The sequence below is a fragment of the Phytohabitans flavus genome (assembly GCF_011764545.1).
Lineage (GTDB): Bacteria > Actinomycetota > Actinomycetes > Mycobacteriales > Micromonosporaceae > Phytohabitans > Phytohabitans flavus.
In genome coordinates this window covers 19,275-45,351 of the sequence record NZ_AP022870.1, presented here as the reverse complement: position 1 = coordinate 45,351, position 26,077 = coordinate 19,275, and the positions used below count along the sequence as shown (strand labels likewise).

25 protein-coding genes, 1 tRNA gene and 1 pseudogene are annotated in these 26,077 nt (G+C 65.1%); 11 read left to right on the top strand and 16 right to left on the bottom strand.

The window, feature by feature from the left end; translation table 11 throughout:
• Positions 1-409 precede the first annotated feature (409 nt).
• On the bottom strand, positions 410-859 hold the full coding sequence (locus Pflav_RS00245) for a hypothetical protein (protein ID WP_173032736.1): 450 nt from the start codon (positions 857-859) through the stop codon (positions 410-412).
• A complete protein-coding gene (locus Pflav_RS00240; protein ID WP_173032734.1) occupies positions 852-1,838 on the bottom strand; it encodes a hypothetical protein in 987 nt (328 codons plus the stop codon). The genes Pflav_RS00245 and Pflav_RS00240 overlap by 8 nt, the downstream gene beginning before the upstream one ends.
• A gap of 781 nt (positions 1,839-2,619) precedes the next feature.
• Between Pflav_RS00240 and Pflav_RS00235 the strand changes: the two are divergent.
• From Pflav_RS00235 to Pflav_RS00225, 3 genes and pseudogenes are all read left to right on the top strand, one after another.
• Positions 2,620-3,003, top strand: a pseudogene (locus Pflav_RS00235) (dsDNA nuclease domain-containing protein); the annotation flags it as partial.
• Positions 3,004-3,613: 610 nt separating this feature from the next.
• Positions 3,614-3,829 (top strand): hypothetical protein, encoded by a 216-nt coding sequence (locus Pflav_RS00230; protein WP_173032732.1) that lies wholly within the window; start codon positions 3,614-3,616, stop codon positions 3,827-3,829.
• A gap of 179 nt (positions 3,830-4,008) precedes the next feature.
• Positions 4,009-4,335, top strand: a complete 327-nt coding sequence (locus Pflav_RS00225) for a hypothetical protein (RefSeq protein WP_173032730.1) — start codon at positions 4,009-4,011, stop codon at positions 4,333-4,335.
• A gap of 31 nt (positions 4,336-4,366) precedes the next feature.
• Here the strand turns inward: Pflav_RS00225 and Pflav_RS47050 are convergent, their stop codons facing one another.
• The 8 genes from Pflav_RS47050 to Pflav_RS00195 all read right to left on the bottom strand — a co-directional run bounded on the left by Pflav_RS47050 (position 4,367) and on the right by Pflav_RS00195 (position 13,706).
• Positions 4,367-4,888, bottom strand: coding sequence for an ISAs1 family transposase (locus Pflav_RS47050; protein ID WP_269474596.1), 522 nt, complete (start codon positions 4,886-4,888; stop codon positions 4,367-4,369).
• Positions 4,885-5,388: an ISAs1 family transposase gene (locus Pflav_RS47045; protein WP_269474595.1), complete on the bottom strand. Its 504-nt coding sequence runs from the start codon at positions 5,386-5,388 to the stop codon at positions 4,885-4,887. The genes Pflav_RS47050 and Pflav_RS47045 overlap by 4 nt, the downstream gene beginning before the upstream one ends.
• Before the next feature lie 312 nt (positions 5,389-5,700).
• Entirely contained in the window at positions 5,701-8,760 is a 3,060-nt protein-coding gene (locus tag Pflav_RS00215) for a type I restriction endonuclease subunit R (protein WP_232070873.1), read from the bottom strand.
• On the bottom strand, positions 8,757-9,983 hold the full coding sequence (locus tag Pflav_RS00210) for a restriction endonuclease subunit S (RefSeq protein WP_173032728.1): 1,227 nt from the start codon (positions 9,981-9,983) through the stop codon (positions 8,757-8,759). The genes Pflav_RS00215 and Pflav_RS00210 overlap by 4 nt, the downstream gene beginning before the upstream one ends.
• Positions 9,980-10,789, bottom strand: coding sequence for a hypothetical protein (locus Pflav_RS00205; RefSeq protein ID WP_173032726.1), 810 nt, complete (start codon positions 10,787-10,789; stop codon positions 9,980-9,982). Before Pflav_RS00205 ends, Pflav_RS00210 begins: the two co-directional genes overlap by 4 nt.
• Positions 10,776-12,059 carry a type I restriction-modification system subunit M gene (locus tag Pflav_RS00200; RefSeq protein WP_232070872.1) on the bottom strand — a complete coding sequence of 428 codons (1,284 nt, stop codon included), beginning with the start codon at positions 12,057-12,059 and terminating at the stop codon, positions 10,776-10,778. Before Pflav_RS00200 ends, Pflav_RS00205 begins: the two co-directional genes overlap by 14 nt.
• A complete protein-coding gene (locus Pflav_RS44480) occupies positions 12,014-12,385 on the bottom strand; it encodes a type I restriction-modification system subunit M N-terminal domain-containing protein (RefSeq protein ID WP_232070871.1) in 372 nt (123 codons plus the stop codon). The genes Pflav_RS00200 and Pflav_RS44480 overlap by 46 nt, the downstream gene beginning before the upstream one ends.
• Positions 12,386-12,917: 532 nt before the next feature.
• Positions 12,918-13,706 (bottom strand): hypothetical protein, encoded by a 789-nt coding sequence (locus tag Pflav_RS00195; protein WP_173032724.1) that lies wholly within the window; start codon positions 13,704-13,706, stop codon positions 12,918-12,920.
• Positions 13,707-14,423: 717 nt separating this feature from the next.
• On the opposite strand from Pflav_RS00195, the gene Pflav_RS00190 reads away from it, so the two are divergent.
• On the top strand, positions 14,424-15,140 hold the full coding sequence (locus Pflav_RS00190) for a hypothetical protein (RefSeq protein WP_232070870.1): 717 nt from the start codon (positions 14,424-14,426) through the stop codon (positions 15,138-15,140).
• Between the two features lie 268 nt (positions 15,141-15,408).
• On the opposite strand, the gene Pflav_RS00185 is transcribed toward Pflav_RS00190, so the two are convergent.
• The 3 genes from Pflav_RS00185 to Pflav_RS00175 form a co-directional block, all read right to left on the bottom strand.
• Positions 15,409-15,726 carry a hypothetical protein gene (locus tag Pflav_RS00185; protein ID WP_173032720.1) on the bottom strand — a complete coding sequence of 106 codons (318 nt, stop codon included), beginning with the start codon at positions 15,724-15,726 and terminating at the stop codon, positions 15,409-15,411.
• Between the two features lie 26 nt (positions 15,727-15,752).
• Complete coding sequence (locus Pflav_RS00180; protein ID WP_173032718.1) at positions 15,753-16,595, bottom strand: helix-turn-helix domain-containing protein; 843 nt, start codon at positions 16,593-16,595, stop codon at positions 15,753-15,755.
• Between the two features lie 83 nt (positions 16,596-16,678).
• Positions 16,679-17,569 carry a helix-turn-helix domain-containing protein gene (locus tag Pflav_RS00175; RefSeq protein WP_173032715.1) on the bottom strand — a complete coding sequence of 297 codons (891 nt, stop codon included), beginning with the start codon at positions 17,567-17,569 and terminating at the stop codon, positions 16,679-16,681.
• Positions 17,570-17,790: 221 nt separating this feature from the next.
• Between Pflav_RS00175 and Pflav_RS00170 the strand changes: the two genes are divergently transcribed.
• The 3 genes from Pflav_RS00170 (at position 17,791) to Pflav_RS00160 (ending at position 19,903) form a co-directional block, all read left to right on the top strand.
• The gene (locus Pflav_RS00170) at positions 17,791-18,114 is read left to right on the top strand and encodes a helix-turn-helix transcriptional regulator (RefSeq protein WP_173032713.1); all 324 of its coding nucleotides are present in this window, start codon (positions 17,791-17,793) and stop codon (positions 18,112-18,114) included.
• Between the two features lie 154 nt (positions 18,115-18,268).
• Complete coding sequence (locus Pflav_RS00165; RefSeq protein ID WP_173032711.1) at positions 18,269-18,994, top strand: hypothetical protein; 726 nt, start codon at positions 18,269-18,271, stop codon at positions 18,992-18,994.
• A 33-nt stretch (positions 18,995-19,027) separates the two neighbouring features.
• Positions 19,028-19,903, top strand: coding sequence for a DMT family transporter (locus tag Pflav_RS00160; RefSeq protein WP_173032709.1), 876 nt, complete (start codon positions 19,028-19,030; stop codon positions 19,901-19,903).
• Between the two features lie 846 nt (positions 19,904-20,749).
• Here the strand turns inward: Pflav_RS00160 and Pflav_RS00155 are convergent.
• Positions 20,750-21,235, bottom strand: coding sequence for a hypothetical protein (locus Pflav_RS00155; protein WP_173032707.1), 486 nt, complete (start codon positions 21,233-21,235; stop codon positions 20,750-20,752).
• On the opposite strand from Pflav_RS00155, the gene Pflav_RS48285 reads away from it, so the two are divergent.
• On the top strand, positions 21,122-22,747 hold the full coding sequence (locus Pflav_RS48285) for a recombinase family protein (RefSeq protein WP_377310909.1): 1,626 nt from the start codon (positions 21,122-21,124) through the stop codon (positions 22,745-22,747). The genes Pflav_RS00155 and Pflav_RS48285 overlap by 114 nt on opposite strands.
• On the opposite strand, the gene Pflav_RS00135 is transcribed toward Pflav_RS48285, so the two are convergent.
• Positions 22,704-22,778 (bottom strand) — tRNA-Val (locus Pflav_RS00135). The genes Pflav_RS48285 and Pflav_RS00135 overlap by 44 nt on opposite strands.
• Positions 22,779-22,887: 109 nt before the next feature.
• The gene (locus tag Pflav_RS00130; protein ID WP_173032704.1) at positions 22,888-23,391 is read right to left on the bottom strand and encodes a TIGR02611 family protein; all 504 of its coding nucleotides are present in this window, start codon (positions 23,389-23,391) and stop codon (positions 22,888-22,890) included.
• Between the two features lie 349 nt (positions 23,392-23,740).
• On the opposite strand from Pflav_RS00130, the gene Pflav_RS00125 reads away from it, so the two are divergent.
• From Pflav_RS00125 to Pflav_RS00115, 3 genes are all read left to right on the top strand, one after another.
• Positions 23,741-24,172, top strand: a complete 432-nt coding sequence (locus tag Pflav_RS00125) for an SsgA family sporulation/cell division regulator (RefSeq protein WP_173032702.1) — start codon at positions 23,741-23,743, stop codon at positions 24,170-24,172.
• A 482-nt stretch (positions 24,173-24,654) separates the two neighbouring features.
• Positions 24,655-25,590 (top strand): helix-turn-helix domain-containing protein, encoded by a 936-nt coding sequence (locus Pflav_RS00120; RefSeq protein WP_232070868.1) that lies wholly within the window; start codon positions 24,655-24,657, stop codon positions 25,588-25,590.
• A gap of 7 nt (positions 25,591-25,597) precedes the next feature.
• Entirely contained in the window at positions 25,598-26,053 is a 456-nt protein-coding gene (locus Pflav_RS00115; RefSeq protein WP_173042144.1) for an RrF2 family transcriptional regulator, read from the top strand.
• Positions 26,054-26,077: the final 24 nt, after the last annotated feature.

Here is a 26,077-nt window from a genome sequence, read left to right as displayed (position 1 = left end):
GAGGATCGGCCTAGCGTTTCTCGTCAAAGTCATGAGGAGGCGATTGCGTGCCGGAGGCCAGTTCGCAGTGAGATGCGCAGGCGTGAATGGGGTTGGTTGCGCGGAATTCTGGTCTGGAGAACATAACAAGAGCGGCGGGAGACGGTTGCGCCAGGGTGGGTCGCACCACTGCTCCACTGCCGCCGCCGCGCGGTTGTAGGTTCTCGCTATCTCTGGCGGTTAGAAGATGGCGAGAGATGGATTTCGGTCAGGGATTGTCAGCGTGATGGCGGCCCGGGTTTCACGCCAGTGGCGGTTTCTTCGTGGCCGGTTCCATTTCACGACCGAGTGACGTCGAGGGCCAGGCCACGGCGAAGCCCGCCTGTGCGGGGTCGAGTGCGGTGCGCGCTCGGCCCGATGGTCCAAGAGCTCATACCTCGAATACGGTGCCGTCGCTCATCATGGTTCGCAGCGTGCTGCCGTCGCCGATCATCGCGAACGGGGAGGTGCGGGAGAACTCGACGATGCCGGTGACCGCGGTTTGCATCGCTTGGATGTCGCCGGCGGCACGTGCGTGGTCGAGGTTGTCGAACAGGTGGGAGTACACGTCGCGGCGTTCGCTGTAGAACCGGTCGAAGAAGTCACGCATGATCGTGGTCGTTGCTTCGACGCGCGCGCCTTCTTCGTCGCGGTCGGCTTGGATTCTTTCCCGGTTCGTTCGTTCGATTTGGCGGACTTTGATGACGTCGGCGACCGCGTTTACGAGCTGGGTGAGCGCGGTGACTGCTTCGGCTGCGCTGAGTTTCTCGGCCGGGGCAGCGGTGACGGTGACGGTCTTTGCTGGGCGGCGGGCCGCGCCAAGACGGTTCTGTTCAGGCATCCGGTGTCTCCTTGTCGTCACGGTAAGTGAAGGCGAGCTCATCGGTGTCATCGCCGACGATGGTGTCCGACTCGGCAATGGCTATCTCGACGAGGAGCCGCACCGTTGTGGTCAACATCAGCGCTTCCTGGAAACGCGGGAAGTGCACGCTTTCGTCGTACGGTTCGGATTCCAGGATGTCGAGGGCGTCTGTGGCGTCGTCGATCGCACGGGTGATGGTGTCGTGTTTTTCCTGCGCCCAGCCTTGTACGCCGCGTAGGACTTCGTCGCGCCGGTTCAGTTTCTTGATCTTGAGCTCGACGACTTGCCGGAGATCATCGGCAGCCTCGAGCTGCCTGATCCCTTGGGTCATCAGCGTAATGCCGACCACGAAGAGTCCCGGGCCGATCGCGGAGGCTTTCAGCATCTTGGCGCCGACGGCACGGCCGTAGCCGCCGGAGGCCCGGCTACCGCCTCCGAAGAGTGCATCGGTTGCCGCCTGACGTGCGGCACCGTGCAGGCCGATGATCGGTGCGCCCGTGCTGGCCGTTCCCCACTGCTGCGCGGCGGCGCGCAGGACCATCGGTGTTGCGGTACCGGCTGCGGCGGCGCTGGCGGCACCGCAGACCCAGGGGCTCACATCGACGTCACGGTTCGCTGCCGCGAGAGCATGCTCGTTGGTGAAGGTGACGCCGTCAACGATCGGATAGCCGTCCGAGCGGGCGGGGACGTTGACCCGAGCGAGGAAGTCGCCGATCCTGTCACGGACGTCATGCTTGGCCCGTCGCAGCGTATGGCCGAGTGTATGCAGCGCCGCGTTCGCACGTTCGACTTCGGCGAGATGCTCGGCGTAGCGACCTGCGTGAAGTGCCTCATGTTCACGTTTCCGGGCGTGAGCTCGTCGAAAATCTATGCCGCCGGCAGCTCCTGCAAGCAGGCCAGCGGTTCCGGCAGCGCTGGTCGCGATGACGGTCACAACCGGGACGATGGGTACGGCCACCGTGGGCACCTCCGGAGGTGACGGGCAGGAGGTGCATACGTCCCGCGTTCGACACCGATGGTATCGACGTCGTCAACGAACCGAAGAGGAGCTGATCGCCGGTCACGCTCACGACTGCTCGGCAAGGTGGTGTCAAACTCGCGGATACGAAATACGCCGACGATCACGCGGTGTCGTAATCGCCGTTTCGCGATCCGGCAGCTGGAGTACGACACCCTCTTCGGACCTGGCTCCGCCATGACGGACGGCCGCCGGGCACGGCGCGCCTGCCACTGCCAGACCAACGGCGAGATCATCCAGATGGTCCGCGCTCGACGCGCCATCCGTGTCACTACAAGGTAAGCCCTTCTGGCAGCACCAGCGGCAACCGACCGCCGCCGCAGGCCAACCCAGCCGCCGAAATTTCGAAGTGATGACGTACGGCCCGTACCACGCCGCCATCCACCAAGATCGACGTCCACGTCGCCCAACTCAGCCTTGCCGACACAAACCTGGTTCGACAGATCATCGGAGGTGGTCTCGTGGCCGAAAGCCCCCACCTCGCCCGCCGGCGACTCGACGACCGCCTACCCTACGGAAACCGATCACCCCTGGGCCGGTGCAGGTCCGAAGTGGCGATGCCTGCCAGCGGTGAAGATCGCGCCCGCGCGCCCCCGATCGGCAGAGGCTCCTACTCCCTCGGCAACTGACTAGCCAGGCTGGTTGCCATGGAGCACCCGCCAAAGGCCACAGGAATTGGTCCGGCACTCCGCACAGTTGACGCGGATCGAGGGCGACCCACCGTGGCTTCAGCTACCAGCACCTGTACGCAGTGGCGTGCATGTTAGCGATGGAGTTGACCGGCACCGACACACTCGTAGTGGAGCACGATGAGGATGTTGAGCTTATCCGTGCCGCGTCCCGGGTGTATGTGCAGGTAAAGACGCGCGAGCGTCCACTTTGGTTCAGCGACCTGAACGGGGTGCTACCGCGCTTTGCTGCCCTACGCCAGGAGCACGCCGAGGGTCGGCGACCGGGTGCAGCCTGGTTCGTTGTCGTCAGCAACATCCAACCTGGGCCCGAATTGCAGGCCCGGCTGGCGCAGCCGATGTGGCCGGCGGATGTCGCCGTCCTGTGGCCCGGCGGTCCCGACACGCACGCCGGGTTACAACTGCCAGCGCCATGACCCAACCTTGCCGCTGCGATACGGGCGTGTGTCGCGCAGGCGGGGGTCGATTCCCTTCCCGAGCCTGAGACCGGAGACCCTAGCGCTCAAGCTCGCCGAGCTCGCCCAGTACCTAGCCCTCTGGGACGGCGGCCACGCGGTAACGCAGGCCCAGGTGCGTGAGTTTCTTGAGCAAGTCGTCGTGCAGCTCCAGGACTTTCCGCAACCCCCGTGGACTATCGACGGCAGAACATCGAGCTAGACCTGCAAGCGCCGGACAAAGTGCGGCTGGTGGTGGGGGTGTCGGGGGCGAGTAAGACCGCCTGGGCCTCTTACGCGGCGATGCTTCACCCTTCCCCAACCGCGCCGCGTACTTCGACGTCGGGGAACTAACCGGCCCGGCGTTGACGTCGTCCCTGGCCCGCGAGCTGGTCGCTCGATTCCTAGTCGGGTTGACGTCCGGCGCGCGACGCTGCCGGCGGCAAGCGGTCTGGAATTACTCACGCTGCTCTCTGCCCTGTTCTGCGACGAAGGGCTGAGCGTCACCGTCGTGCTCGACAATGTGCACCGCGTCTCCGCTGCGACGTTGCGGTCGTTGGGGAGGGCGCGCCACCAGCAATGCGGACGCCGCATGAGCGGCACCCGACGCGAGGACCGCATCTACTACGGCTGCCACGGACCGCGCAACACCCGCGGCCAACCCACTACGCCCGACCACCCCGGCGCCATCTACCTCCGCGAAGACCTCCTGCTACCCGCCATCCACCGCGCGATCGCCGCAAACCTCTTCGCCCCGGCCGACGCCACGCTCGCTGGTGGGCCAGGCAGGGCCCCGGCAAAGTCGTGACGCCGGTCAGGTTGGTTTGGTTTGCGCAGATGTGGGCTCCGGTGCTGCGACGCGGCTGAGCCGGCGGGAGTGTGCCCGGCTGGGCTCCGTCACGGCGGCCGCCGCCTTCGGGTTCTCGCTTCGACTTCTCTGACCTACAGTCGATCAATACAGCGACAAAGACGATGTGGGAGTCGGGGATGCCCAGCTGGTTGACGATAGTGGCGGGCTGGATGTTCCTGGTGTTCGGAGGGCTCGGCCTGTGGCGCGGCGCGACGCTGCTGCTTCGCCGCGGTACAGCGGCCCGTGATTTCACTGGCATGGACGGCCGGCTGGTGCTAGTGGAGGGTGGCGGCCAGGCCCTGCTCGGTGCCGCGTTGCTGCTCGGCGGCGGCTGGGTGCATCTGACCTGGCCGGCCGTCCTCCTCATGACCATTGGCGCCGTGCACTGGGTCAGTAGCCGGCTGCGCCCGCGGCGGCGCCGTCCGTCTTCCCCGGTCCCCCACACTGAGCACGCCGACACTTGACCGGGAAGCCCCCAGGCTGCGGCAAGAGGCGTCAGATGATGCCGAGCAGCTGTAGTGGGCGGTTGCTGTCGCGGGCGTGGTGGCGGGTTGCTGCGGCGATGTTGGTGATGCCGGCGGCGCGGAGCGCGCCGATGGCGGCGTTGCGTAGGGCTGCCATGACTTGCGGTCCGGTGCCGATGCGGATTTGGGATCGGTCTTCGTCGTAGGTGACGTCCCGCACCCAGTGGATTTTGTTCTCGATGCTCCAGTGGCCGCGGATCCAGGCGGCGAGTTGGGCGGGTTTGGCCTGGTGCACGTACAGGCTGGTGATGGCGTAGACCGTTTCGGTGGCGAAGCGTCGCGGCTGGTCGAGGCGGCGCCGCCGGCGGCGGATCTGTAGTGCTTGGGCGGCGTGCGGGAAGCCGATGCCGGTGGAGATGGTCAGGGTTTTGAGGGTGCGGATCTCACGGCGGCCGTGGCCGCGGTCGGTGTCGCGGACGGCGTCCGGGACGGCGCGCCAGGGCAGGGCAGCAAGCTGGGCGTGCAGGCTGGGCTGGTTGCCCTTGACGGTCAGGATCCAGTGCGCGCCGCGTTCGGTGAGGTAGGCGACGTGCTCGCGCTGGCAGTGCAGCGCGTGACGGTGACGACGGTGTCGCGTAGATCGTCGAGCTGGTCGAGTAGCGGCTGGAAGCGGGTGATTTCGTTGGTCTTGCCGTTGACGTCGGTGCTTGCCAGCACGATGCCGGTTCCTTGGTCACAGGCCGCCATCACATGCCGGGCCGCTGTGTCGGTGGTGCGTGAGCCGCGCAGGGTCTTGCCGTCGACCGCGATCGCGCGCTTCGCCGTAGGTTGCGCTGCGGCGGCCCGAGTGGCGAGCCAGCCGCCGATCGCCGCGGTGAGCAGGTCTGGGTCCAGGGCCTGCAGTAGCCTGCGGATCATCGCTTCGGACGGCCGCCGGTCAGGGTCGATGCCCAGCGCAACTGCGGTCGGTGCTGGCGCATCGTTGACCCACTCGGCGATCGCCGCGTATGAGCGGTAGCCGGCCAACACTGCGCAGACCGCCGCGGTCACCACGACCGTCAACCGATGCCGGATACCGCGGCGGGCGCGAGGATCCGGCAGGTCCGCCAGTGCCGCGGGAAGCCCAGCGGCGGTTTCAGGCACCGGGCCAGCCGGGGCCAACGACAAGGACGAGATCAGCGATGATGGCAGCGCGGGCATTACTCCACTTCGGACAGATCAACAAGGCTTCGAGAACCGCGATGATCTTCCGAACCGGTCATACCCGCCCTGCTACACCAGCAAAGGCGCGTCTACACCAACCCCGTCAAGCCGGACATCCCGCGACTATGCCGAGACCCTGGTGGGCCAGGTAGGCGGTGCTTTTCAGGCCAACTTGGAGAAGCGCTCGAAGTATTCGGTCAGCTTCGCGATGACGCGCTCCTTTTTAGCGCCGAGGTTGTTGTCCTTCGCGAAGCGCGAGACCGGCGGCAGGACCTGGGTGATCGCTGTTCCGTTGGTTGCGATCGCGCCGTCGCGGAAGGCCGCTTCAATAAACGACTTCGTCTGCTCGGGCCGAAGGCGCTCGGCGTCGACGATCTCGGCGAGTTCAGCTTCTCGTCGTTGGGTGACGAAGACGCGCCAGTCGTCGTTGACCTCGCCGGTGACCGACATGGAGTCGACAAAGTCCATGATCAGGTCCTTCTTGTTTCGCAGCGATGGACTGGCATCAATGGCGTCCTCGATGGCACGCAGCGGCATCCTGCCGTCCTCGCCCATATTGGCCTGGCCCTCGTCGCGCCACCTCTGTATCAGCATCAGGATGTAGTCGAAGTTGACCTCGACCTGCTTGATGAGCTCGATCTCGAAGACGACATCGTCGAGGATCGACTCCTTCTCGCCGGTGTCCCGCTTGCGGTGCCATTCCCACAGTGCATTGTAGACGCTCGTGTAGTTCTGCAGTTGCCTCGGTGGCAGCGATTCGTCGTGAGCGAACTCGTCGAAGGAGGTCAGGATGTTGCGCAGTCTGAGGATCCGGCCGAAGAGCACGACGAACGCCTTCTCCTGAGCCTCCCCGAATGGCTCGGTCCCGGGTGGGCATTGCTCTAGGAGTTGCTCGACCAGGCTGACGTACGCGGCGTGGTAGTGGGTGTACGGCTTGAGCAGCACCACTCCGTTGGCCTCGGAGTTGCCGAAGAGCACAAGGGCATCGTCGACGGCCTTCTCCAGATTGCGGAAGCATACGATGTTGCCGTAGGCCTTGACCGAGTTGAGGATCCGGTTGGTGCGGGAGAATGCTTGGATGAGACCGTGGGACTTGAGGTTCTTGTCCACCCACAGCGTATTCAGGGTGGTTGCGTCGAACCCGGTCAGGAACATATTGACCACGATGACCAGGTCGACCTCACGATCCTTCACTCGACGCGCGAGGTCCTTGTAGTAGTTCTCAAACTTCGCCGCTGAGGTGTCGTACGTCGTCCCAAAGGCGGCGTTGTAGTCGCTAATCGCGCGTTCGAGGAAGTCGCGGGAGGAGGCCTCGAGCTGGTCCGCGTCCATCGCCTCGTCTTCGATAATGCCGCCGATCTGCTCGTCTTCGTTGACCGCGTAGCTGAAGATCGTGGCGATCTTCAGCGGCTGGTAGGACGGGTCCGCAGCCGCACGCTCGGTCTGCTGAAGGGCGAACTCGTCATAATAGATCTTCAACGCAGGGATTGACGCGGTCGCAAGCATTGAGTTAAAGCCACGTACCCGCTTCTCACCCAGGCTGTACCCTTGGGTGCGCATGGTCTTGGTATCGAAGTGGTCGAGGACATACGCCACGATCTTTCGAATTCGCTCGGGATTGCGCAGCACTTCTTCGGTGTCGATCCCGGCAACCTTCTTGTCTTCGACGTCGTCCGCTGCCCGCACGGTATTTTGGAAGGAGACGCGGAAGGGCAACACATTTCCGTCGTTGATCGCGTCCAGGATCGTGTAGCTGTGTAGTCGGCCGCCGAAGATCTTCTCGGTAGTGTCCTTTGTCGCCCCGCCGGCGTTCAGCGGGAAGATTGGGGTGCCGGTGAACCCGAAGAGGTGGGAGCGGCGGAACGCCTTGCGCACCGCAGTCCCCATGTCCCCGAACTGGCTCCGGTGGCACTCGTCGAAGATCAACACCACGTGACCGTTGGTGATCTCGTGGCCTTTGTTCTGCTCGATGAACCGCGACAGCTTCTGGATCGTGGTGACGATGATTGAGGCGTTCTGGTCTTGGAGTTGCCGCTTGAGCTCGGCGGTCGAGCGTGACCCGTTGACCGAGTCTTTCTCGAAGCGGTTGTACTCCAGCATCGTCTGGTAGTCGAGGTCCTTGCGGTCCACTACGAAGAGAACCTTGTCGACACCGTCGATCTTAGACGCGAGCTGCGCGGTCTTAAAGGATGTCAGCGTCTTTCCCGACCCGGTGGTATGCCAGATGTAGCCGCCCGCCTTCGGCCCGGTCGCCTTCGCCGAGGACACCACTCGCCGCAGGATCCGCTCAGCCGCCACGATCTGGTAAGGCCGCATCACCAGCAAGGTACGAGAGACGTCGAAGACAGAGTACTTCGTCAACACGTTAAGCAGCGTGTGCTTGGAGAAGAATGTCCGCGTGAACGCAGTGAGGTCGCCGATGCGCCGATTTTCTGCGTCGGTCCACCACGAGGTGAACTCGAACGAATTCGATGTCTGCTTCCGCTTACGCTTGCCACCCTCGGACTCAGCCACCTTCCGGGCACGAGTCGTGTTCGCGTAGTACTTGGTGTGCGTGCCGTTGGAGATCACGAAGAGCTGGATGTACTCGAACAGCCCGGCATCGGCCCAGAACGACTCCCGCTGGTAGCGGGTGATCTGGTTGAACGCCTCCTTCAAGGGCACCCCGCGCCGCTTCAGCTCCATATGCACCAGCGGCAGCCCGTTGACCAGGATCGTCACGTCATAGCGGTGCTTGCGAGCCGTCCCGGCACCCTCACCGACCGTCTCGTACTGGTTGATCACCTGGAGTCGATTGGCATGGATGTTCGACTTGTCGATCAGCTTGATGTTCTTGCTCGTGCCGTCGTCACGCGCGAGGACCTGGATCGGATCCTCCTGAATGCGCGCCGTCTTCTCGACGATGCCCTCATTCTTCGAGGCAATCTTTTTGGCGAAGAACCATTTCCACTCGTCGTCACTGAAGACCACATTGTTCAACAGCTCCAGCTGACGACGGAGGTTTACCTCCAGGTCAGCCGCCGACGTGATGTGAAGTCGCTCGTACGCCTGTTGTCCCAACAGCTCAATGAACTCAGCCTCAAGCTGAGCCTCGGACTGGTAACCCTGATCGCTGCCGCCGTCCGGTTCGTACGTCGCGACCACCGTCGCTTCGTCGCTCACCGCGATCGGCTCGTACCGCAGGGCCGAATTCGGTGCCTCCACACCGCCGCCCTGGCTCACGCCACCCGCTCCTCGAACGTCAGCAATTTGTCCCGGTAGTACTCATACTGCTTCCGTCGAGCGCCGATCTCCGCTGGCAGGCCAACTGATAGGTTGCCAACTAAAGCGTCGAACTTGTCCAAGAGCCGGACAATCCGTTCCTGCTCTTCAAGGGATGGGAGTGCGATCGGATAGCCCTTGATGATTCCGACGTTCAAGTCCGACCGGTTGCCGTTGCCGCGAGACCGAAGGTCCTCATAGTGCTCCAGTAACCAGTAGTAGACGTACCGATGGTTTGCTAGACTCTCGTCGATCTCCAGGTTGCAGCAGTGCTGGTTGGTTGTAAGCGGGATTCTGTTCACGGCGGCGCGTCCTCTCGTAACCCCGGCACCAGAGATCGCGACAATCACGCTGTTCGGACGAACCCACTTGGCCGACGAGTTCTCCAAACCTTCACGCGTAATCTTCACCGCAGTGTCGTAGATATCGGCGTAGTTGACCTCCTGGGTTCGAAGCCAGGGGATGTCGCCGTCGTAGAAGTCTCGGTTCGTGGCAAGAGGGGTCCCACCACTGAACGCCGACGTGCACACCTCGTTCAACGTCGCCCACCTGACTCCCTCTGTTCCAGTAAATGTGAGGAGTTGGTGGCGGTAGTGCTCGTACTGGCGGAAGCGGGCTTGCAGCTCAGCTTGCAGATCAGCTTGCAGATCAGTCATCTTGTCGAGGATCCGTACGATTTCGCTCTGAACCTCAGGTGGAGGAACCGGGATGGTGACCCTACTCAGACCGCTACTAGAGAGCCTCTTCACCTTGGCACGGGCGACATGCTGCTCCTTCTCGGCGTGGAAGGCGCTGGTCTGGAAGTAGTAGGCGACGTAGGTCGGATTGAGCTCGCTCCGGAACAGAAACGAGTCATCGTGGATCGCGATCTCTCCTTCGCCGAGCCAAGCCACGGCCTTGCCGACATCCTCAACCGTCTCCCCGACGCCAGCGACGATCACGTCCCCCGGCTGGGCGTAGCGCAGCTGATTGCGCAGACCCTCCCTCACATACGAGATGGTGGTGCGCGCGAACACGCCATATTGTGTGTAGATCTCCCCGTAGTGGATACAGGGGATTCCTTCATCGACCATGTCAGCTTTGGTAAAGCGACGTCCGCGGACAAAGGTTCCGATATCGCCGAGCATCATGACCTCAACACCATCCGGGCAGTGCTCGGCGAGCAGCCGATCGATCTCGCTCATGGCGCCATCACCCCACTCGGAGACACGTTCACCCTGTCAATATTCCATCCGAGTGCGTCGATCGCCCGCTTCATCTCCTGATCGCTGGCGACATTCTGGATGATTCCGATGACCAATCTTCGGCAGGGGTGATACTTCTGCAGGGCCACTTCGTCACTTGAATCTCCGTGGACGATTTCGCTCAGCTCTCTGAACAATTTATATCCGTCGCTGGAGAATGCTAACGGAATGATGTGGTGCTGCTCATCGACCTCTTGCAGGAGGTTGCGGAACGGCTTACGACCGCCGTTGTTGCCGGTGGTGGGTATGCCTGCGATATCGGCGACCTGATTGGTGATCGCCTCGAAGATCTTACGGAGGTAGACCATGGATCCCGCGCCGAGCTGTACCTCGTAGGCGAGCTGCGCACGCTCCAGCAGATCATCGAAGTCACCGGCGCCGACTCCGACCCGACTCGCCATGCCGCGCCGGTTGTCTACATAGCGCTCCAACCGCACGGTCGGTGCCGGTCCGTCCAGTTCATCCCTGGACACTACGAGGAACCAGGCTTCTATGGCCGCTTCGCAGACTGGGCATTTGAGGCACGCGTCGATGCTCACCACACGATCACCAACGCCGAGGCAAGACAGCTTGTCGCCCGACATGAACGTCCGAACGTCGTCGCAAGTCTTGCACTTGAAGTTGATAGCGACCTTGCCGACCTCTATCGTCTTGTGTTTGCCCCAGGCCAGCCGGGCATTGAGGAAGCGTTCGACCTGCGCCTCTTCGTTGGCAGGGGCTTTGGACAACAGTTCAGATAGTCGCATCGTCGGATTCCAGGTCGCCGACAATGGCGTCGATTTGGGTGCGCAGCTCAGCTTGGCGGGCGACTATCCGGGCAATTTCGGCGTTCAGCGCCTTGATATCGACCGCTTCGCGGACGTCCTCAGCCGCAACGTAGGAGCTGACCGCGATGTTGTAGTTGTTTTCGCGGACGGTTTCGTAGTCGACCAGGGCCGCGAAGTGGTCGACGGCCTCCCGGCGGGTGAAGGCCTCCAGGATCTTGGCTTGGTGGCCGGCGGCGAGCTTGTTCTTATTGCCCTGACGCGTGAACTCTGCCGAGGCGTCGATGAAGAGCACCCGATTGTCGATCTTCGACTTTTTCAGCACGATGATGCAGGTCGCGACCGTCACCCCGAAGAAAAGGTCCGGTGGGAGCTGGATGACCGTGTCGACGTAGTTGTTGTCGATGAGGTATTTGCGGATTTTCTGCTCCGCGCCGCCGCGGTAGAGCACACCGGGAAACTCGACGATCGCGGCCGTGCCGTTGACCGCCAACCACGACAGCATGTGCATCGTGAACGCCAGGTCAGCTTTCGATTTCGGCGCCAGCACACCGGCGGGGGCGTACCGCTCGTCGTTGATCAGTAGCGGGTTCGAGTCACCTTCCCAGCGCGTGGAGTAGGGCGGGTTGGAGACGATCGCCTCGAACGGCTCGTCGTCCCAGTGGTACGGGTCGATCAGCGTGTCGCCGTGGGCGATGTCGAACTTCTCGTACGGGATGTCGTGCAGGAACATGTTGATCCGGCACAGATTGTACGTGGTCAGGTTGATCTCCTGACCAAAGTAGCCCTGCCGGACCCCATTGGGCAGCACCTTCTTGAACTTCAGCAGCAGCGAACCCGAGCCGCAGGCGGGGTCGTAGACCTTGTTCACCTCGGTCTTGCCGACCACCGTGATCCTGGCGAGCAGTTCGGAGACCTCCTGCGGTGTGTAGTATTCCCCGCCAGACTTGCCGGCCGAGGATGCGTACATCTGCATCAGGTACTCGTACGCATCACCGAACAGGTCGATGGTGTTCTCGTTGAACTCGCCGTTGCCGAAGTTCAGCGATCCGATCGCGTCGAGGAGCTTGACCAACCTCTCGTTGCGCTTCGCTACGGTGGGGCCCAGCTTGCCGCTGTTGACGTCGAGGTCGGCGAAAAGGCCCTTGATGTCGCCCTCGGAAGCAGTGCCGACCGCGCTGGCTTCGATGTTCATGAACACGCGCGTCAGAGTCTCGTTGAGGTTCTCATCCTTGCTGGCCCGCTCACGCACGTTCGCGAAGAGGTCCTGGGCAGGATGAAGAAGCCCTTCTCCTTGACCGTCTCCTCGCGCCCGAGCTCGGCGTCGGCGTTGGACAGATAGCGGTAATCGAAGTCCTCGTTGCCTGCGCTGCGCTCGGCCTCGTTGAGGTACGCTGTTAGGTTCTCGGAGACGAATCGGTAAAATAACATCCCCAGCACATACGCCTTGAAGTCCCAGCCATCCACGCTTCCACGCAGGTCGTTGGCGATCTTCCAGATCACCCGGTGAAGTTCAGCTCGCTCCCGCTCCTTCTTGCGGTCCTCAGCAGCAGTGGTCCAGGCCGGTTCTGTCGTCACAGGGTGAAGTCTTACCAGAACTCGCGGGCGCAACAAGGGAGTGGCCTCGCCGAAACCTTCACGATGCCACCTGCGATGCAGCGCACAGTAACCCACTAGTCACCGTTGGCGAGCGCGTGGTTTGCCGTCGAACTGGGTCAGCCAGCTGAAAGCTGGTCCTGATCTACTGGTCTGTCGCTGGCATCGCACCGCGTCCCACCGACGCCGATCCGGTCCAACGACTCCCGAGCACCCATCGAGCCACTACACACCACCGGCGTGCGCGAAAAATGCCCTGACCTATCAACGGGCTTGGAGCGCTGTCTTGCCTACGGTATCTATCGCGTCAACCGAAAGCAGGTCTATGGGACGATAGCTGGGGTGGTTGGGCCCGAACTCGACCGTTTGTCTGACAGACGGAGATCTCCGTAGCTCGGTGCCGTACGCGACTGGCTCCGGATCGAGCGCAATCTGTAGGTGGCGTCGACGTCGTCGATCGCCCAGAACGCGCCAGCACCGGCTTCGTTGGCGTCAAGCTGCCGCGGGCGATGGACTACTTGACCACCAAGGCGGGCATGACCTGCGCCGAGCTGACCGAGGAAGGCCCGGTGGGCGACGGTGACATCCACGTCGGCACCATGCACCGGTTCAAAGGACTTGAGTACCAGCGGCTGGCGATCGTCGGAGTCAGCGAGGGCGTCCTTCCCGCGCGCCGGCGTCGAGCGGTACCGCACGGAGGGCCCGGTGCGGTACGAGCGCGAGTTACGCAAGGCGCGGTCCCGGCGTAGTCGGCGCCGCCGGTCAGCGGCACCAGAAGCTCGATGTACGTCCCCGCGTCGACCTGCTCCAAGTGATCAGCCCACTCGCCAGCACCGATGTCGAAGGCCAGTTCCGTATACGGCTGCGCGAACCGTGCCGGCTTGCCTTCGACTTGGAGCACCCGAAGCAGGAGTATCAGCCAGAGCCGCTTGCCCGCGCACAGTTCCTCGACCACGCGCAACTGGTGGTCGCTGACAAAGCCACGCATCCGGATCGAGCCCGGCTGGGACACAGCGGTCGCCAGGTGATCACTTTCCATCGTGCACAGGAACCGCCGATCCTGCTGCGGGTTGCGCACGCTGACGTACAACGCCGCCGATACGCGAAGCCGCTCCTCGGCCGGCGCCACCCTCTGGTCCGCCATAGCAGCGGCTTCGTCAACCAACACGGGCGACAGGCGGAAGGTCGTCAGGCTCAGCTCAATCTGCGCGCCGCCGATGCCAGGCGATAGCTGCAACGGGTGACGGTCGGCGTCCACTTGCAGCCGACTCTTGTCGCTGAAGTCAATCCACGCTGCTGACATACGCTCACCGTCTCTCTGGACGCTGGGATTTCACTGCGACCTACACACACCCTGTGGAGCGATACCGGCAGCGGCGAAGGGGCGGGTGCCTGATAGTACTCGTCCCTTCCTCCGGGCTAGTCATCAACTACCCCTAGCACGCGCCGCCCTTCCCTTCCTAGTAACGCCTCTCGGTTTCACCGGGGCGTTTCGCGTAGCCACCACCGCGCGAGCAGCCACAATGCTGAGCCATGCACAGGCCATATGGCCATGGGATGAAGGCCCGCGAGATTGTCGATATCACCGAGCACCCCGACAGCTGGTTGGTCACCACACCCGACGGACAGCGCACGCCGCTAGAGCGGGTCCGCGAGACGACGGTCCCCGGCCCAAGCGCGGCCCTTCTCGCCGATGGCAGCCCGCACGGCACCCCGAGGCGTCTGACGTCGAGGAGAGCGCGGGCGTGGTGGTGTCGGCGAAGCGAGCCTGCATCGGCGGCGAAGAAGCCAATCAAGCGCACCCGCGGCCGCCGCCGGAAGTCAGCGGGCCTGACGGCCGAAGCGGAAATGCCGCCCACGAGAAGGCGGCTGCCGGAGCTGACCCGAACACTGCGCCACATCGCCGGCTGGTTCGACCTAGCGGTCCGGTCTGCCATTGAGACGCCAACAGCCCGTTCCACCCATCGATGAACGAAGCCCGGGTAAGCGACCAAGTCGGCGAGCCCCTGCCAATTCAGCGGTGAGCGAGAATGATGCCATGTCCTCCAACCAGCACGGCCCAAACGTTATCGAAATCAACGGGATGGCGATGCTGCTCACGACCACCAGCGGCGGCGTGGCGATCCACCTCACAGCCCCCGCACCCGAGCCAAGCAGCGGCCGTGAAGCCGTGCTGGACTTCTACTTCGCGAGCGACCGGTACGACCGCGCGGACGCCCTCGCCGGCTACGACCGAGCGGCCCTAACCGAACCACGATGGTCACCGACCACCCTCTGCGGACGCGTGTGGGCGATCATGGTCGGCGGCGATGGCGGTGCCATCGGCAGGTCCGGCGAAGTCGCCTTCGCCCCCACCTGCCGACGCTGTCTGACCCTCATCGACCGGCACTTCCCCAAGCCGACACCGGACTCCCGTCTAGCCCTCGTCGCGCAGATCGCGGCCGATACTGTTGTGGAGCAGCGCGGCTTCGCCGAGATCCACCACGTGCCAGGCGATCAACAGGACGAACTTCGGCGGACTATCCGCGCCTTGATCCGTCAGCGAACGAGTCACCCGGTCCGAACGCACCTGATCAAGGAAGTTATCTACGTCGAATGCCCAGCTATCCACGACCAGCACGCCGAGCAGGGCATGCGTGAGGCCGCAGAGGTGATGGGCGCGATCCTCAGCGGTGAGCCACCGCCTCGGCTGAAACGGGATTGGGTGATCTCGTGGGCCACTTGGGACATCGCTTGACGGATGACCACCGTGAAGGCTATCTGCCACGGCATCCGCGCACGACGGGCAATGCCGCCGCCAGGCACCGGACGTGTTGTGGTGCGGCGACATGACCGAGATCGTCACCGACGAGGGCAAGCTGCGCCTAGGCCACGGTGATCGACTCATTCTCCCGCCGACTGGTGTCGGCGGGCGCCTACGCCTCCGGATCTCGGCACCCGGCCCGAGCGCCTATGGGTTGAGGGCTGGTGGTCGATTCGTTCGGTTGTCGGGACCTTGGTTCCTGTCAGGGACCAACGAGGGGCGGGTGTACGCCCGCTGGTTGCCTGCCGCCCACCCGGACCGTGATCGGGTGGGCGGCAGGCTGGGCGTCATCCGCTATGCCCCTGGGGGCGGGGCTGGCGGATGCCGCGTCGCGGGTGCCGGTGGCGTGGGTGAGGCCGGCCAGGAAGGCGCGGTAGTCGCCGAACAGCAGCTCGGCCAGGTCCTCGCACTGGGACGGGTCGATCACGATGGCGTGCTTGTCGGCGTAGGCGGCGATCCGCTGCGCGCCAACCGTGACCGCGGTCCGGGACGCCTCAGCGTCGAACGGGATCATCTGCATCAAGAAGCTCCAATCTCTGGTGTTGTTCAGGCTGCTGGGCTGCTGGTGTCTTCGGGGTCGGCGAGGGTGGCGATCAGGGCGGTCGACTCGGACGGGCTCAGCGAGACCTCGCGGAGCTTGTCGAACGCGTCCTTGTACCGTTGGGCGGCGTCGGCTTCGATGATCAGTTGGCCGTCGAGGTGGTGTACCAGGGCGACCGGCGGGTACGGCCGTTGCATCTGGCAGACGGTGAAGGTGCCGTCCAAGCCGGGGTGCCAGCCGATCCGGGTGGGTAGCACCCGGACGTTGATGTGCGGCCGCTGTTCGACCAGCCGGGCCAGGTGCTGCAACTGTTGCTGCAGCACCAGCCGGCCGCCGACCGGGCGGTGCAGCGCCGGCTCCTCGATCAGAATCTCCAGACGGGTCGGTGGCTTCTTGTCTTCTTCGAGGGCCTGTTGCCGCTCGGTCAGCTGGCGAATGAGCTTGTCGACCAGCGGCTGCTTCTGCGCTCGGTGGGCGATGACCGCTTGGGCGTAGTCGCGGGCCTGCACCACCTCCGGCACCAGCAGGTTGGCGTAAATCCACAGCTCCTCGGCCCGCTGCTGCACCCACCAGGCATCGACGACCATCGCGTCACCGTTGCCTGACTCCTCTGCGGGGCCGGTAGCTGGCGTCCACTGGTTGATCCGCCACGCGTTCTGGGCCAGGTCCACCAGCAGGCTGCGGGCCGGGTCGTCGTAGACGCCGTACACGTCCAGCAGGGCGATCACGTGATCACGGCGGAACGGCCACTCGGCCCGCTCATAGCGGGCCAGGGTGGAGAATTCCACGCCCAGGTAGGAGGCGATGTACTTCAAGGTCAGTCCGCGGTCCTCCCGTAACTGCCGCATCCGATTCCCCAGGAACTGCGACCGAACCGACGGAACGAACTGTGTTCGCGCGCTCGGCATTTGATGCACCCTCCCCTTTCCATTCATCGAACTGCTGTCATATCGGCAACCAGGCCGGTGATCAGCCGAGCCGACGTCCCACCTGGCAACGCCGCTTCCCACAACCGGTCGAACGCCTCCGCATACCACTGGCCGGCGTCACCCTCGTGCACGGCGACGCTGTCCAGATGCGGGCTGCAAGCGACCGCCGGAACAAACGCCTGAGGCAGGTCGAATACCGTGAACGAGCCATCCATCCCCGGCACGTAGCCCGCCGCCGTGGGCAGCACCCGCAGCTGCACCGACCCGCCGTCACCGCAGTTGCCCAGGTGCTCCAACTGGGCCTGCCACACCGCGTCCGGGGCACCGACCGAGCGCAGCAACGCCGCCTCGGCAACCATCGCCCGCATCTCAACCGGCGGCTGACGGTCGAACACCTCGCGCTGCCGCCGGCCGCACATCCCTGAACGCCAGGCCAGCACCGGCTCCGACGCCCGCGGTGCGTACACGCGCTGGACTACCGCTTCCGCGTACTCAGGTGTACGCAGCAGGTCAGGCACCAACACCGCGTCGTAGCAGCGGATCCGCTCCGCCCTCGACTCCAGCCACAGACTGTCCAACGTCGACACGTCCAGCTCGGGCGCGTTGAAGTCGCCCTCCCACGCCGGCAGCCGGAACGCATCCCGCGCCAACTGCACCAGGAACTCACGCTCACCGTGCTCGTACACGCCATACAGATCCAGCAGCGAGAGAATCTGGGTGTAGTGCGCCATCCACTGCCCATATTCGAGCAACCTGGCCGCATTGAAATCCACGCCCAGATACCCGGACACGTACCGCAACGTCAGACCCCGATCCTCGCGCAGCGCCCGCAACCGCTGGCCGAGTAACCGAGCCCGCAACGACGGTACGCTCTGCTCCTTCCGGCTCGGCACCGTTAACCTCCACTGGGTTACAGATAGGCGGATGTGCGATCACGATTTCCGCGAAACCAGCTTCGACCCAATACCAACCATTGATCGACCCCATCCCAAGGGGAATCAATGGCTGGTTGCTCCCCGCCAAGCGGGGACCAAACAGGTACACGGTTCCGTCGTCGGCCAATTGGCCGGTACGGTCAACGGGTAATGGACGGCCGGCATCGTGAGGGGTTGTGGTGGCCAGAAGCCTGCGTAGTTACCGCCACGAGGCCGAACGGCTCCGCGCGGCCGGTCGCAGCTACCGCCAAATCGCGGTCCTTTGGCGCGAGCGCGACGGCGTCAATTCCCGCGTCGCGTATCGACTCGCGCACGGCCTGACCCAAGCCGACGTCGCGGAACGCTGGAATGCCCAATGGCCGGACCCCGCTACACCCAAGACCGCCAAGACGATCTCATATTGGGAGATCTGGCCGGGCCCGGGAGGCAGAACTCCATCACCTGACACGCTCAACAAACTCGCCTACCTCTATCGGTGCAGCGCCGGCGAACTGCACCTCTGAGACGGTTGACGGCTTCGAGACCCTGACCGATATCTACCGTCAGAAGGACTATCGGTCCGGCTCCCGGCGCGTCACCACCGACCTGGCCGGACACCTGCGCCGGATGCTGCAAGTCAGCGACCGCACCACAAGCAAACACACCCAGCGGCGCCTCATGCAGGCGGTCGGCGACGCCGCCCAGCTCGCGGGATGGCTCGCTATCGATGGACAAAACTACGAGCAGGCGCTCGGCCACTGCCGGCTTGCCTTGTCCGTGGCCGAGAAGACCAACGACCGAGCATTGCACGCGTACGCCCTCGGCGTTATCAGCTACGTCCACCTGCACGCGGGCGACGGCAGCGCCGCCTTGCGCGTCCTCGATTCAGCGAAGGAAATGGTCGCACGGGACGTGCCACCCGCGGTGACCTCGTGGATCTACGAGGCGGTCGGCGAGGCACATGGGCTACGCGGGGAGCGGCGGCCAGGAAGCGCCGCGCTCGCGGTGGCCGAGCGGCGTTTCGACGGCGTCACCGCCGACAACACGCCGAGCTGGCTCGCCTTCTTCAACGCCGAATGCCACGCCGCGAGGCTCAAGGGGCGCTGCCTGATGCGGCTCCGGCAACCCGCCGGAGCCGTCACCGCCCTACACGAAGCACTCGACCTCCTGCCGTCCACATTCGTCAGGGAACGGTCCGGAACCCTCATCGACCTTGCCCAAGTTCACGTCCAGCTCCGGCAGATCGAGGAGGCATGCCACGTCGCATCGCAGGCCGACGTCCTCGCACGCCGTACCCAGTCCGAACGCAACCGCAGGCGCCTGCGCGAACTGCTCGTCGACCTGATGCCATGGGCACACCTCGAAAGCGTCCGTGATCTGCACCGGCAGGTGCTGCTTAACTAATGGGGTGCCCCACCCCAACCCAGCCTGCGGTCAATGACCCGCCGCGCCTGGGCTCAACTGCTCGTCCTCGCCGCGCTGTGGGGCGCCGTCTACCCACTCATCGAGGTCGCCCTACGAGACCTGTCGCCAGTGGTCGTCGTCCTGGGCCGGGTCATGCTCGCCGCAGCCCTACTCACCCCACTCGCGATCCACCGAAACGCACTCCGCCAACTGTGGAAGCATCCCCGCGCGATCATCGAAACAGCCCTCGTGCAGTCCACGATCCCGCTACTGCTGCTCACGTTCGGGCAGACTTATGTTCCGGCAGGCATCGCCGGCATCCTGATCGGCGCCCAGCCCCTCTTCGTGGCACTCCTCGCCGTCCGATACGCCCCCGACGAACGGCCACAGGGCGCTGCCGGCGTCATCGGCGTCGCCCTCGGACTTGTCGGCCTGCTCCTGCTGTTCGGAGTCGACCTCAACGGCGGGCCCAAGGCAGTCCTGGGCGGCACGCTTGTATCGATCGCTGCCATCGGCTACGCCGCTGGCTCGATCATGATCCACAAGCGGCATGCCGACGCGCCGCCGCTCGGCGTTGCCACCTCCGCGATGCTCGTCACCACGACCGCGCTCACGATCCCCGCCTTGTTCAACCTCCCGGCCCGGCCACCCGAACTGTCCACGGTCGCCGCCCTCGCCGTGCTCGGCGTCATCTGCACCGGCGTCACGCTCGTGATGTTCTACACGCTCATCGCCGAAACAGGCCCCGCACGAGCCGCACTCGCGTTTTACCTCTCCCCAGCGTTCGCGGTCGCTTTCAGCGCCGTATTCCTCGGCGAGCCCATCACCGTCACGGCCATCGCCGGTCTGGCCGCCATCATCGGCGGGTCTATCCTCGCCGCACGACGTGCCGAACCGGCACCGACCTGAGTTCCCTCTACACCGCTCAGACGTCATCTGTCAGCCGGAACGAACCGCCCAGAGTCCTGTCAGGGCCTGTCACGGTGGTGCCCTGTCAAGGGCCGGACCTGACCCGACCTAACCGAACCTGACAGGGCCCTGTGGTGACAGGTGCTCGTGCCACAATGCGGCTCCCCGTCGCGACGGCTGTCGTTGGCTGCTGCCCTCTTACCAGCGTGGTCAGGAGTGTCAGGTCGTGACAGGTCGGGCAGGAGTTCGTACGAGCTGACAGCGGCGGTCTGGGTAGGTGCGTACCGCTGATGTCGTGTCCGCCTGGTCGGAGCTCGCGATGCCCGCCATGCCTGTCGAGGCCCCGGCGAACTCGCTGCTCAGACCGGCAACGCCTTGGCCGCTGGCGTCCCGCGCAAGCCCCTGATCTGACCATTCAGACACAGGCCAGCCAACTTGGAGATCCTCGTTCGTGTGCTCAGGCAGGGTCTCGACTTGTTGCTCGTCTCGAGCGTCACGGAAACGAGGCCCGGCACGAGTCCCCGAGGATGTGGCTGTCAGGGCCCCCACCAGCAGATTTAGCATCCAGTCCGCAAGATCGATCTGTCGCGACTCCCATACCGGGAATCCTTCTCTACCCAAGGGGGTGCGACACATGTCGACACATACGCATCGTACGCATCCGCTGCCGCTGGCCAAGCCGGATCCACCATCTGCACTGCCGGGCGCTGCGCGAACTACCCCTTGAGCCGAACAGGCACGAAGAGCCTGGCCGGGCCTGCTCGGCCAGCACTTTCCGTTCCAACCCGAGGAGGTCAACCATGCAAAGCACGACGCCATCAACGCTCAACCGCTGGCTCCACGCTGTCAGCAGCGTTCCGCCGCCGGGAGGCGCCTGTAGCTGAAGGCTCCAAGACCGCCGAGGGCGGTCAGCCGCCGAAACGCAGGAGAAAACGGTCGACACAAATCCAGGTACTGCCGCCCGACGTGGTCCCCATGACTCAGGAGGACGAACAGCAGGCAGTTGCCGCCATCGCCGCAATGATCGCCGATTGGTGGCGCAACCATCAACACGACCCAGACCAATAGAAGAGTGCACGAATGCCGGCCCGCCAGCAGGTGGGCCGGCATTGGCATATTCGTGAAGCGCTTCACCGAACCTTGACCACCGTCGCAGATGGAGCGACGGTCGATGGCGACAAACAGATGATCATGGGGGTGATAGCCATGGCCAAGAAAATGCGTGCCAACCGGCGGGTCCAACAGAACGCCGACGACGGTCCCCGCCGCGTCGCGATCTACGTCCGCCGCTCCACCGACGAGGATCACCAACCGTTCAGCCTCGAAGCCCAAGAAACCAAGCTGCGGGCCTTCGTCGCCTCACAACCCGGCGACTGGCAAATCGTCGCCGTCTACCCCGAAGACGCCTCCGGCGCCACCACCGACCGGCCGCAGCTACAGAAGGCGCTGAGGGCCGCCCGCGGTGGCCTGTTCGACATCCTGCTGGTCTACCGGGTCGACAGGTTCTCCCGCCGGCTGCGTGACCTCACCACCCTGCTCGACGACCTCGACGACGCCGGCATCGTGTTCCGCTCCGCCACCGAGCCATTCGACACCTCCACCGCCGTCGGCCGGATGCTGGTCCAAATGCTCGGCGTGTTCGCCGAGTTCGAACGCGAAACGATCATCGACCGAGTCACCAGCGGCATGGAACGCAAAGCCGCCAAAGGACTCTGGACCGGCGGCGCCCGCCCCATCGGCTACATGATCGACCGCGCCCTCGACAAACTCGTCCCCGACCCAGCCGAACAGGCGACCGTCCAGCGCATCTTCGACCTCTACACCAAAGACCGGCTCGGCACCCAGACCATCGCCAGCCTGCTCAACAACGAGGGCCTACGCACCCGCAAGAACAAGCCATGGTCACAACACACCGTCGAGCTGATCCTGACCAACCGGGTCTACCTCGGTGAGAAACGCTTCCGCGACATCGTCGTCAAGGACGCCCACCAGGCGATCGTCACCGCCGAGCAGTTCAACCTCGCGGAACGTATCTTGGGCAAGCGGTCGGCCGAGATCGGCCACCGGGCCGCAAACCCGTCCGCATACATGCTCACCGGGCTCATCCGCTGCCCCCAATGCGGACGCGGATATGTGGGTACCGCCGCGCACGGCCGGTACCGGGTCTACCGGTACTACACCTGCTGGAGCCGCGCCCGCTACGGCACCAAAGCAGGCTGCGACATCCACCGCTTCCACGCCGACGAGATCGAAGCAGCGATCAGCGCCGCGCTGCTGGACTTCTACACGACCAGCAACAGCGATGTCATCGCCAAAGCAGTCGCCGAATTCCAGGCGCAACACGCCGCCTCCACCCACGAGCTGAGCGCCCAGCTCGCGGCGGTCACCCGGGAACTGCGGGAGGCGGCTGCGGCGGTCGACCGGTACCTGACCGCGTTCGAGAAGGGCACCCTCGACGACGATGACCCCGACGTGCGAACCCGGCTCAGCAAGCTGAAAGAGCAGTCCAAGCAACTACGCGCCCGCAAGGCCCAACTGGAGTACGAGCTGGACCAGCCGCCCCAGTCGATCACACCCGGCGACCTCACCAAGATCAGTACCCGAATCCGACAGATCCTCACAGACGGCACACCCGCGACCCGCAAGGCTATGTTCGAGGCCCTCATCCACGAGGTCACCATCACCGCCGACGACACGGTCAAACCGATCTTCAAACTGCCACTCGCCGGCAACGAAGAAGGGCTGGCCCTCAACGGACCAGCCCCAACCAGCCAAGACGCGGTTCGCACGCTCCCAACTGTGGTGGGCGATACTGGGATCGAACCAGTGACCTCTTCGGTGTGAACGAAGCGCTCTCCCGCTGAGCTAATCGCCCTCAGCGCGCACGACTGTACCCGATCCAGTCGCCGCCGCGCACATCAGGGCCCCCCGCGTGGCGCGGCGCGGCGCTCCCACACCGGCCCGCGGGAGGCCTGGGCCAGCCGTCAGAGGCGGTCGAGCACCTCGGTCACCAGGTTGATGTCGAAGCTCAGGTAGACCGATGTCCACACCACCGCGCTGACGAAGACCATGCCGGCGAGGCCGAGCGCGATGCGGAAGGTCCAGGACCGGCGCATCACCCATCTGGTCCACATAAGAAGGTAGCGGCGGGTGAACGCGAGCAGGCGTCGTGCCCAGGAGAACTCGATCGCCCAGATGCCGATTCCACCTAGGACGACCAGCCAGCCGGGGCCGGGCAGCGGGATCAGCAGCGCGCCGATCGCGACCACCAGCAGGCCGGCCAGGGCCACCGCGGCCTTCAGTACCACGCGGCCGGTGGGGTTGGCGCGGATGACCTCGAGTGTCGTGCTCATGCGCTCGCGCCAGCTCGGCTTGTTAAGAACGCTCGTGTCGACGCCGGCCTCGCCATTGGCGGTGGCGTCCTCTGTCGTGTCGTCGCCCGAAGGGCGGCCAGATCCTGTGGCGTCCACCACGTCCGTCCCCGTCATCACCGTTCACCCCCCGCAAACCGCGGCTGGGCGCCCGTACCGGAACCCAGTATGGCCTCTTTTGAGGCCATTTCCCCTCCGCAGTGTCATCCCGCCCGTCACTCATCCGGACCACTGGACGTTACCGGAGTGAGTCGACGTCTGAGCCACACCCGGCGCCGGGCGGCAACCACCACGAAAAAAGAACCGGACATCCTATCCGAAAGCGGTTCAATCTTGTGGCAAATCGGGGCCGTCTTCCCACTACTGGGTGAGATCAGCGTATGGCGGAGCGTAATCAGGAGTATCCACTGAGTATGGGAGACGCGGAGCAAATGCGTTCCGCAGCGGTGCCGGGGGGAGAACGTCCATGAGTGCCATCCGACCGACGACCGTAGAGGTCGAGACGTCACTGCGGCTCGTCGCACCGGATGCGACGGCGCTGCCGGTACGGGCCAGCTTGCGCTACGACCCGGCCGATCCGTACGCGGTCCACGTGCTGTTCCACGCCGAGTCGGCGGGCGGTGAAGCGGTCAGCTGGTCCTTCGCCCGCGAACTGCTCGTCACGGGGCTGGACGAGCCGGCCGGGATCGGCGACGTGCGGGTGTGGCCCTGGGCCACGCCGCGCGGGGACTTCGTCGCGCTGGCGCTCTCGTCGCCCGACGGCAACGCGCTCTTCGAGGTGCCGCGCAGCGTGCTGGTGCGGTTCCTGCGGCGGACCTACGTCGTGGTGCCGCGCGGCCGCGAGACCGATCACCTCGACGTCGACGCGGCGGTAAACCGCCTGCTAGCGGGGCGCTGACGCGCCCACACAAGCCCGAAGAACCCGAGCGCCGCGCGGAGCTGCCGTCTCCGCGCGGCGCTCTTTGCTGACCTGGCAAGGGAGCGACAAAGACCTGACCTTGCACGGGGACGACAAAGACATGACCCGCCACGTGAACAGCAAAGACCCGACCCGCCACGTGAACAGCAAAGACCCGACCTTGCACGTGCACAACAAGGACCTCCTCAAGGCGAACGCGTCCCCGCGATCGTGGCCGAGTTCGAGTAGGCGACATCACCTCATGGGGGCGGGGCGGGTCCCGGGGCACAAAGGACCCCGCTCCGCCGAGCAACCGGCAGCTTTGCCGCCAGGACGTGCGAGGTCAGGCGGCTGCCGCTACGGTCGGTAGGATGGTCGGTTTCGGTCAGTCCGCTGCTGGACCGGGTCCCGCCGGCATAGCCACCGCCACGCTGCGTGACATAGCCATATACGGAGCGTCCATCTTGGACCATCACCGGCTCATGCTGGTGTCCAAAGGGCACGGCACTCACGAGGTCGACTTCGAGGTGTACCCATGCCGACCGGGCACGCTCGTCTGGGCGCGTCCCGGCCAGCTGGTCCGCCCGGGTGGCCAGCCCGGGCTCGACGCCACGCTGCTGTGCTGGACGCCCGGCCCGTGGCCGGCGACGCCCGATCCGACGAGCCCGGACGGCGCCGGCAGCTTGGTCGCCGCGCCCGCCGTCGCGGTCCCGGACCTGCCCCAAGACGGACCCACCCACCGCCAGCTGGCCGGCGAAGACGAGGACGCGGTCATCAACGAGGTCAGCCAGCTCGTCGTCGACTGCGAGCGGGAGCTGTCGCCGGAGCTGCTCCGGCAGCAGCTCGCCACGCTCCTGCTCCGCATCCGGCTGCTCGGCCCGCAGCCCACCGAAGGCGCATGGCACGCCGACGGCGCGAACCCCGCCGATGGCCCCGAAGGCCCGTGGCGCGGCGGCGAGAGCGAGACGGAGACGTACACGCGCTTCCGCGACGACCTGGAACGGGGATACGCGCGCACCCGCCGCGTCGAGGACTACGCCGACGGGCTCGGCTGCTGCGTGCGTACGCTGACCCGGGCCAGCCTCGCCGCGACGGGCCGCAGCGCCAAGCAGGTCATCGACGACCGGGTCACGCTCGAGGCGAAGCGGCTGCTCGCCGGCACCGACCTGCCGGTCGCCGAGATCGGGCGGCGGCTCGGCTTCCCGGAGCCGACCAACTTCGGCCGCTTCTTCCAGCGCGAGGTCGGCCAGAGCCCAGGTGCCTTCCGCGCTGGCGCGACCGCCGAGGCCGGCCCCAGCGCCGGCCCGGCCAGCCCGGGAGCCGAGGCCGCCACCGACGACGAGGCCGCGACCGGCTGGGCACGTGTGCCCACGCCGCGCTCACCCCTCGACCCCGTTTCAGGCTTCGTGCAGGCATGATGGAGGCGTGCAAATCTCCGCCCGCGGTGATTACGCGGTGCGAGCCGCGCTCAGCCTCGCCACCGCCTACCCGTCACTGATGTCCGCCCAGACGATCGCGTCCGAGCAGGACATGCCGCGCAAGTTCCTGGAGGCGGTCCTGGCCGACCTACGCCGCGCCGGGATCGTGCGGGCGCAGCGCGGCGCCGAGGGCGGTTACACGCTGGCGCACCATCCGCGGGACATCACGATTGGCTCGATCCTGCGCGCGGTCGACGGCCCGCTGGCCGGGGTGCGCGGCCTGCGGCCGGAGGAGACCAAGTACGTCGGCGCGGCGGAAAACCTTCCCCGCCTCTGGGTGGCGGTGCGGGCCGCCGTGCGCGAGGTGGTCGACGAGGTAAGCCTGACCGACCTGGTCAGCGGCAAGATGCCCGCGCACGTTCGCAAGCTCACCACCCACCCAGATGCATGGGAACCCCGCTGAAGCGTGGAGCGGAGCCCGAGCCAC

What these genes read in the sequence shown, in the direction of transcription:
- Pflav_RS00245 (WP_173032736.1), bottom strand. Translation starts at nt 859, where the DNA reads ATGCCTGAACAGAACCGTCTTGGCGCGGCCCGCCGCCCAGCAAAGACC.
- Pflav_RS00230 (WP_173032732.1), top strand. Translation starts at nt 3,614, where the DNA reads ATGAGCGGCACCCGACGCGAGGACCGCATCTACTACGGCTGCCACGGA.
- Pflav_RS00225 (WP_173032730.1), top strand. Translation starts at nt 4,009, where the DNA reads ATGCCCAGCTGGTTGACGATAGTGGCGGGCTGGATGTTCCTGGTGTTC.
- Pflav_RS00210 (WP_173032728.1), bottom strand. Translation starts at nt 9,983, where the DNA reads ATGAGCGAGATCGATCGGCTGCTCGCCGAGCACTGCCCGGATGGTGTT.
- Pflav_RS00205 (WP_173032726.1), bottom strand. Translation starts at nt 10,789, where the DNA reads ATGCGACTATCTGAACTGTTGTCCAAAGCCCCTGCCAACGAAGAGGCG.
- Pflav_RS00195 (WP_173032724.1), bottom strand. Translation starts at nt 13,706, where the DNA reads ATGTCAGCAGCGTGGATTGACTTCAGCGACAAGAGTCGGCTGCAAGTG.
- Pflav_RS00185 (WP_173032720.1), bottom strand. Translation starts at nt 15,726, where the DNA reads ATGCAGATGATCCCGTTCGACGCTGAGGCGTCCCGGACCGCGGTCACG.
- Pflav_RS00180 (WP_173032718.1), bottom strand. Translation starts at nt 16,595, where the DNA reads ATGCGGCAGTTACGGGAGGACCGCGGACTGACCTTGAAGTACATCGCC.
- Pflav_RS00165 (WP_173032711.1), top strand. Translation starts at nt 18,269, where the DNA reads ATGCAGGCGGTCGGCGACGCCGCCCAGCTCGCGGGATGGCTCGCTATC.
- Pflav_RS00160 (WP_173032709.1), top strand. Translation starts at nt 19,028, where the DNA reads ATGACCCGCCGCGCCTGGGCTCAACTGCTCGTCCTCGCCGCGCTGTGG.
- Pflav_RS48285 (WP_377310909.1), top strand. Translation starts at nt 21,122, where the DNA reads ATGCGTGCCAACCGGCGGGTCCAACAGAACGCCGACGACGGTCCCCGC.
- Pflav_RS00130 (WP_173032704.1), bottom strand. Translation starts at nt 23,391, where the DNA reads ATGACGGGGACGGACGTGGTGGACGCCACAGGATCTGGCCGCCCTTCG.
- Pflav_RS00125 (WP_173032702.1), top strand. Translation starts at nt 23,741, where the DNA reads ATGAGTGCCATCCGACCGACGACCGTAGAGGTCGAGACGTCACTGCGG.
- Pflav_RS00120 (WP_232070868.1), top strand. Translation starts at nt 24,655, where the DNA reads ATGCTGGTGTCCAAAGGGCACGGCACTCACGAGGTCGACTTCGAGGTG.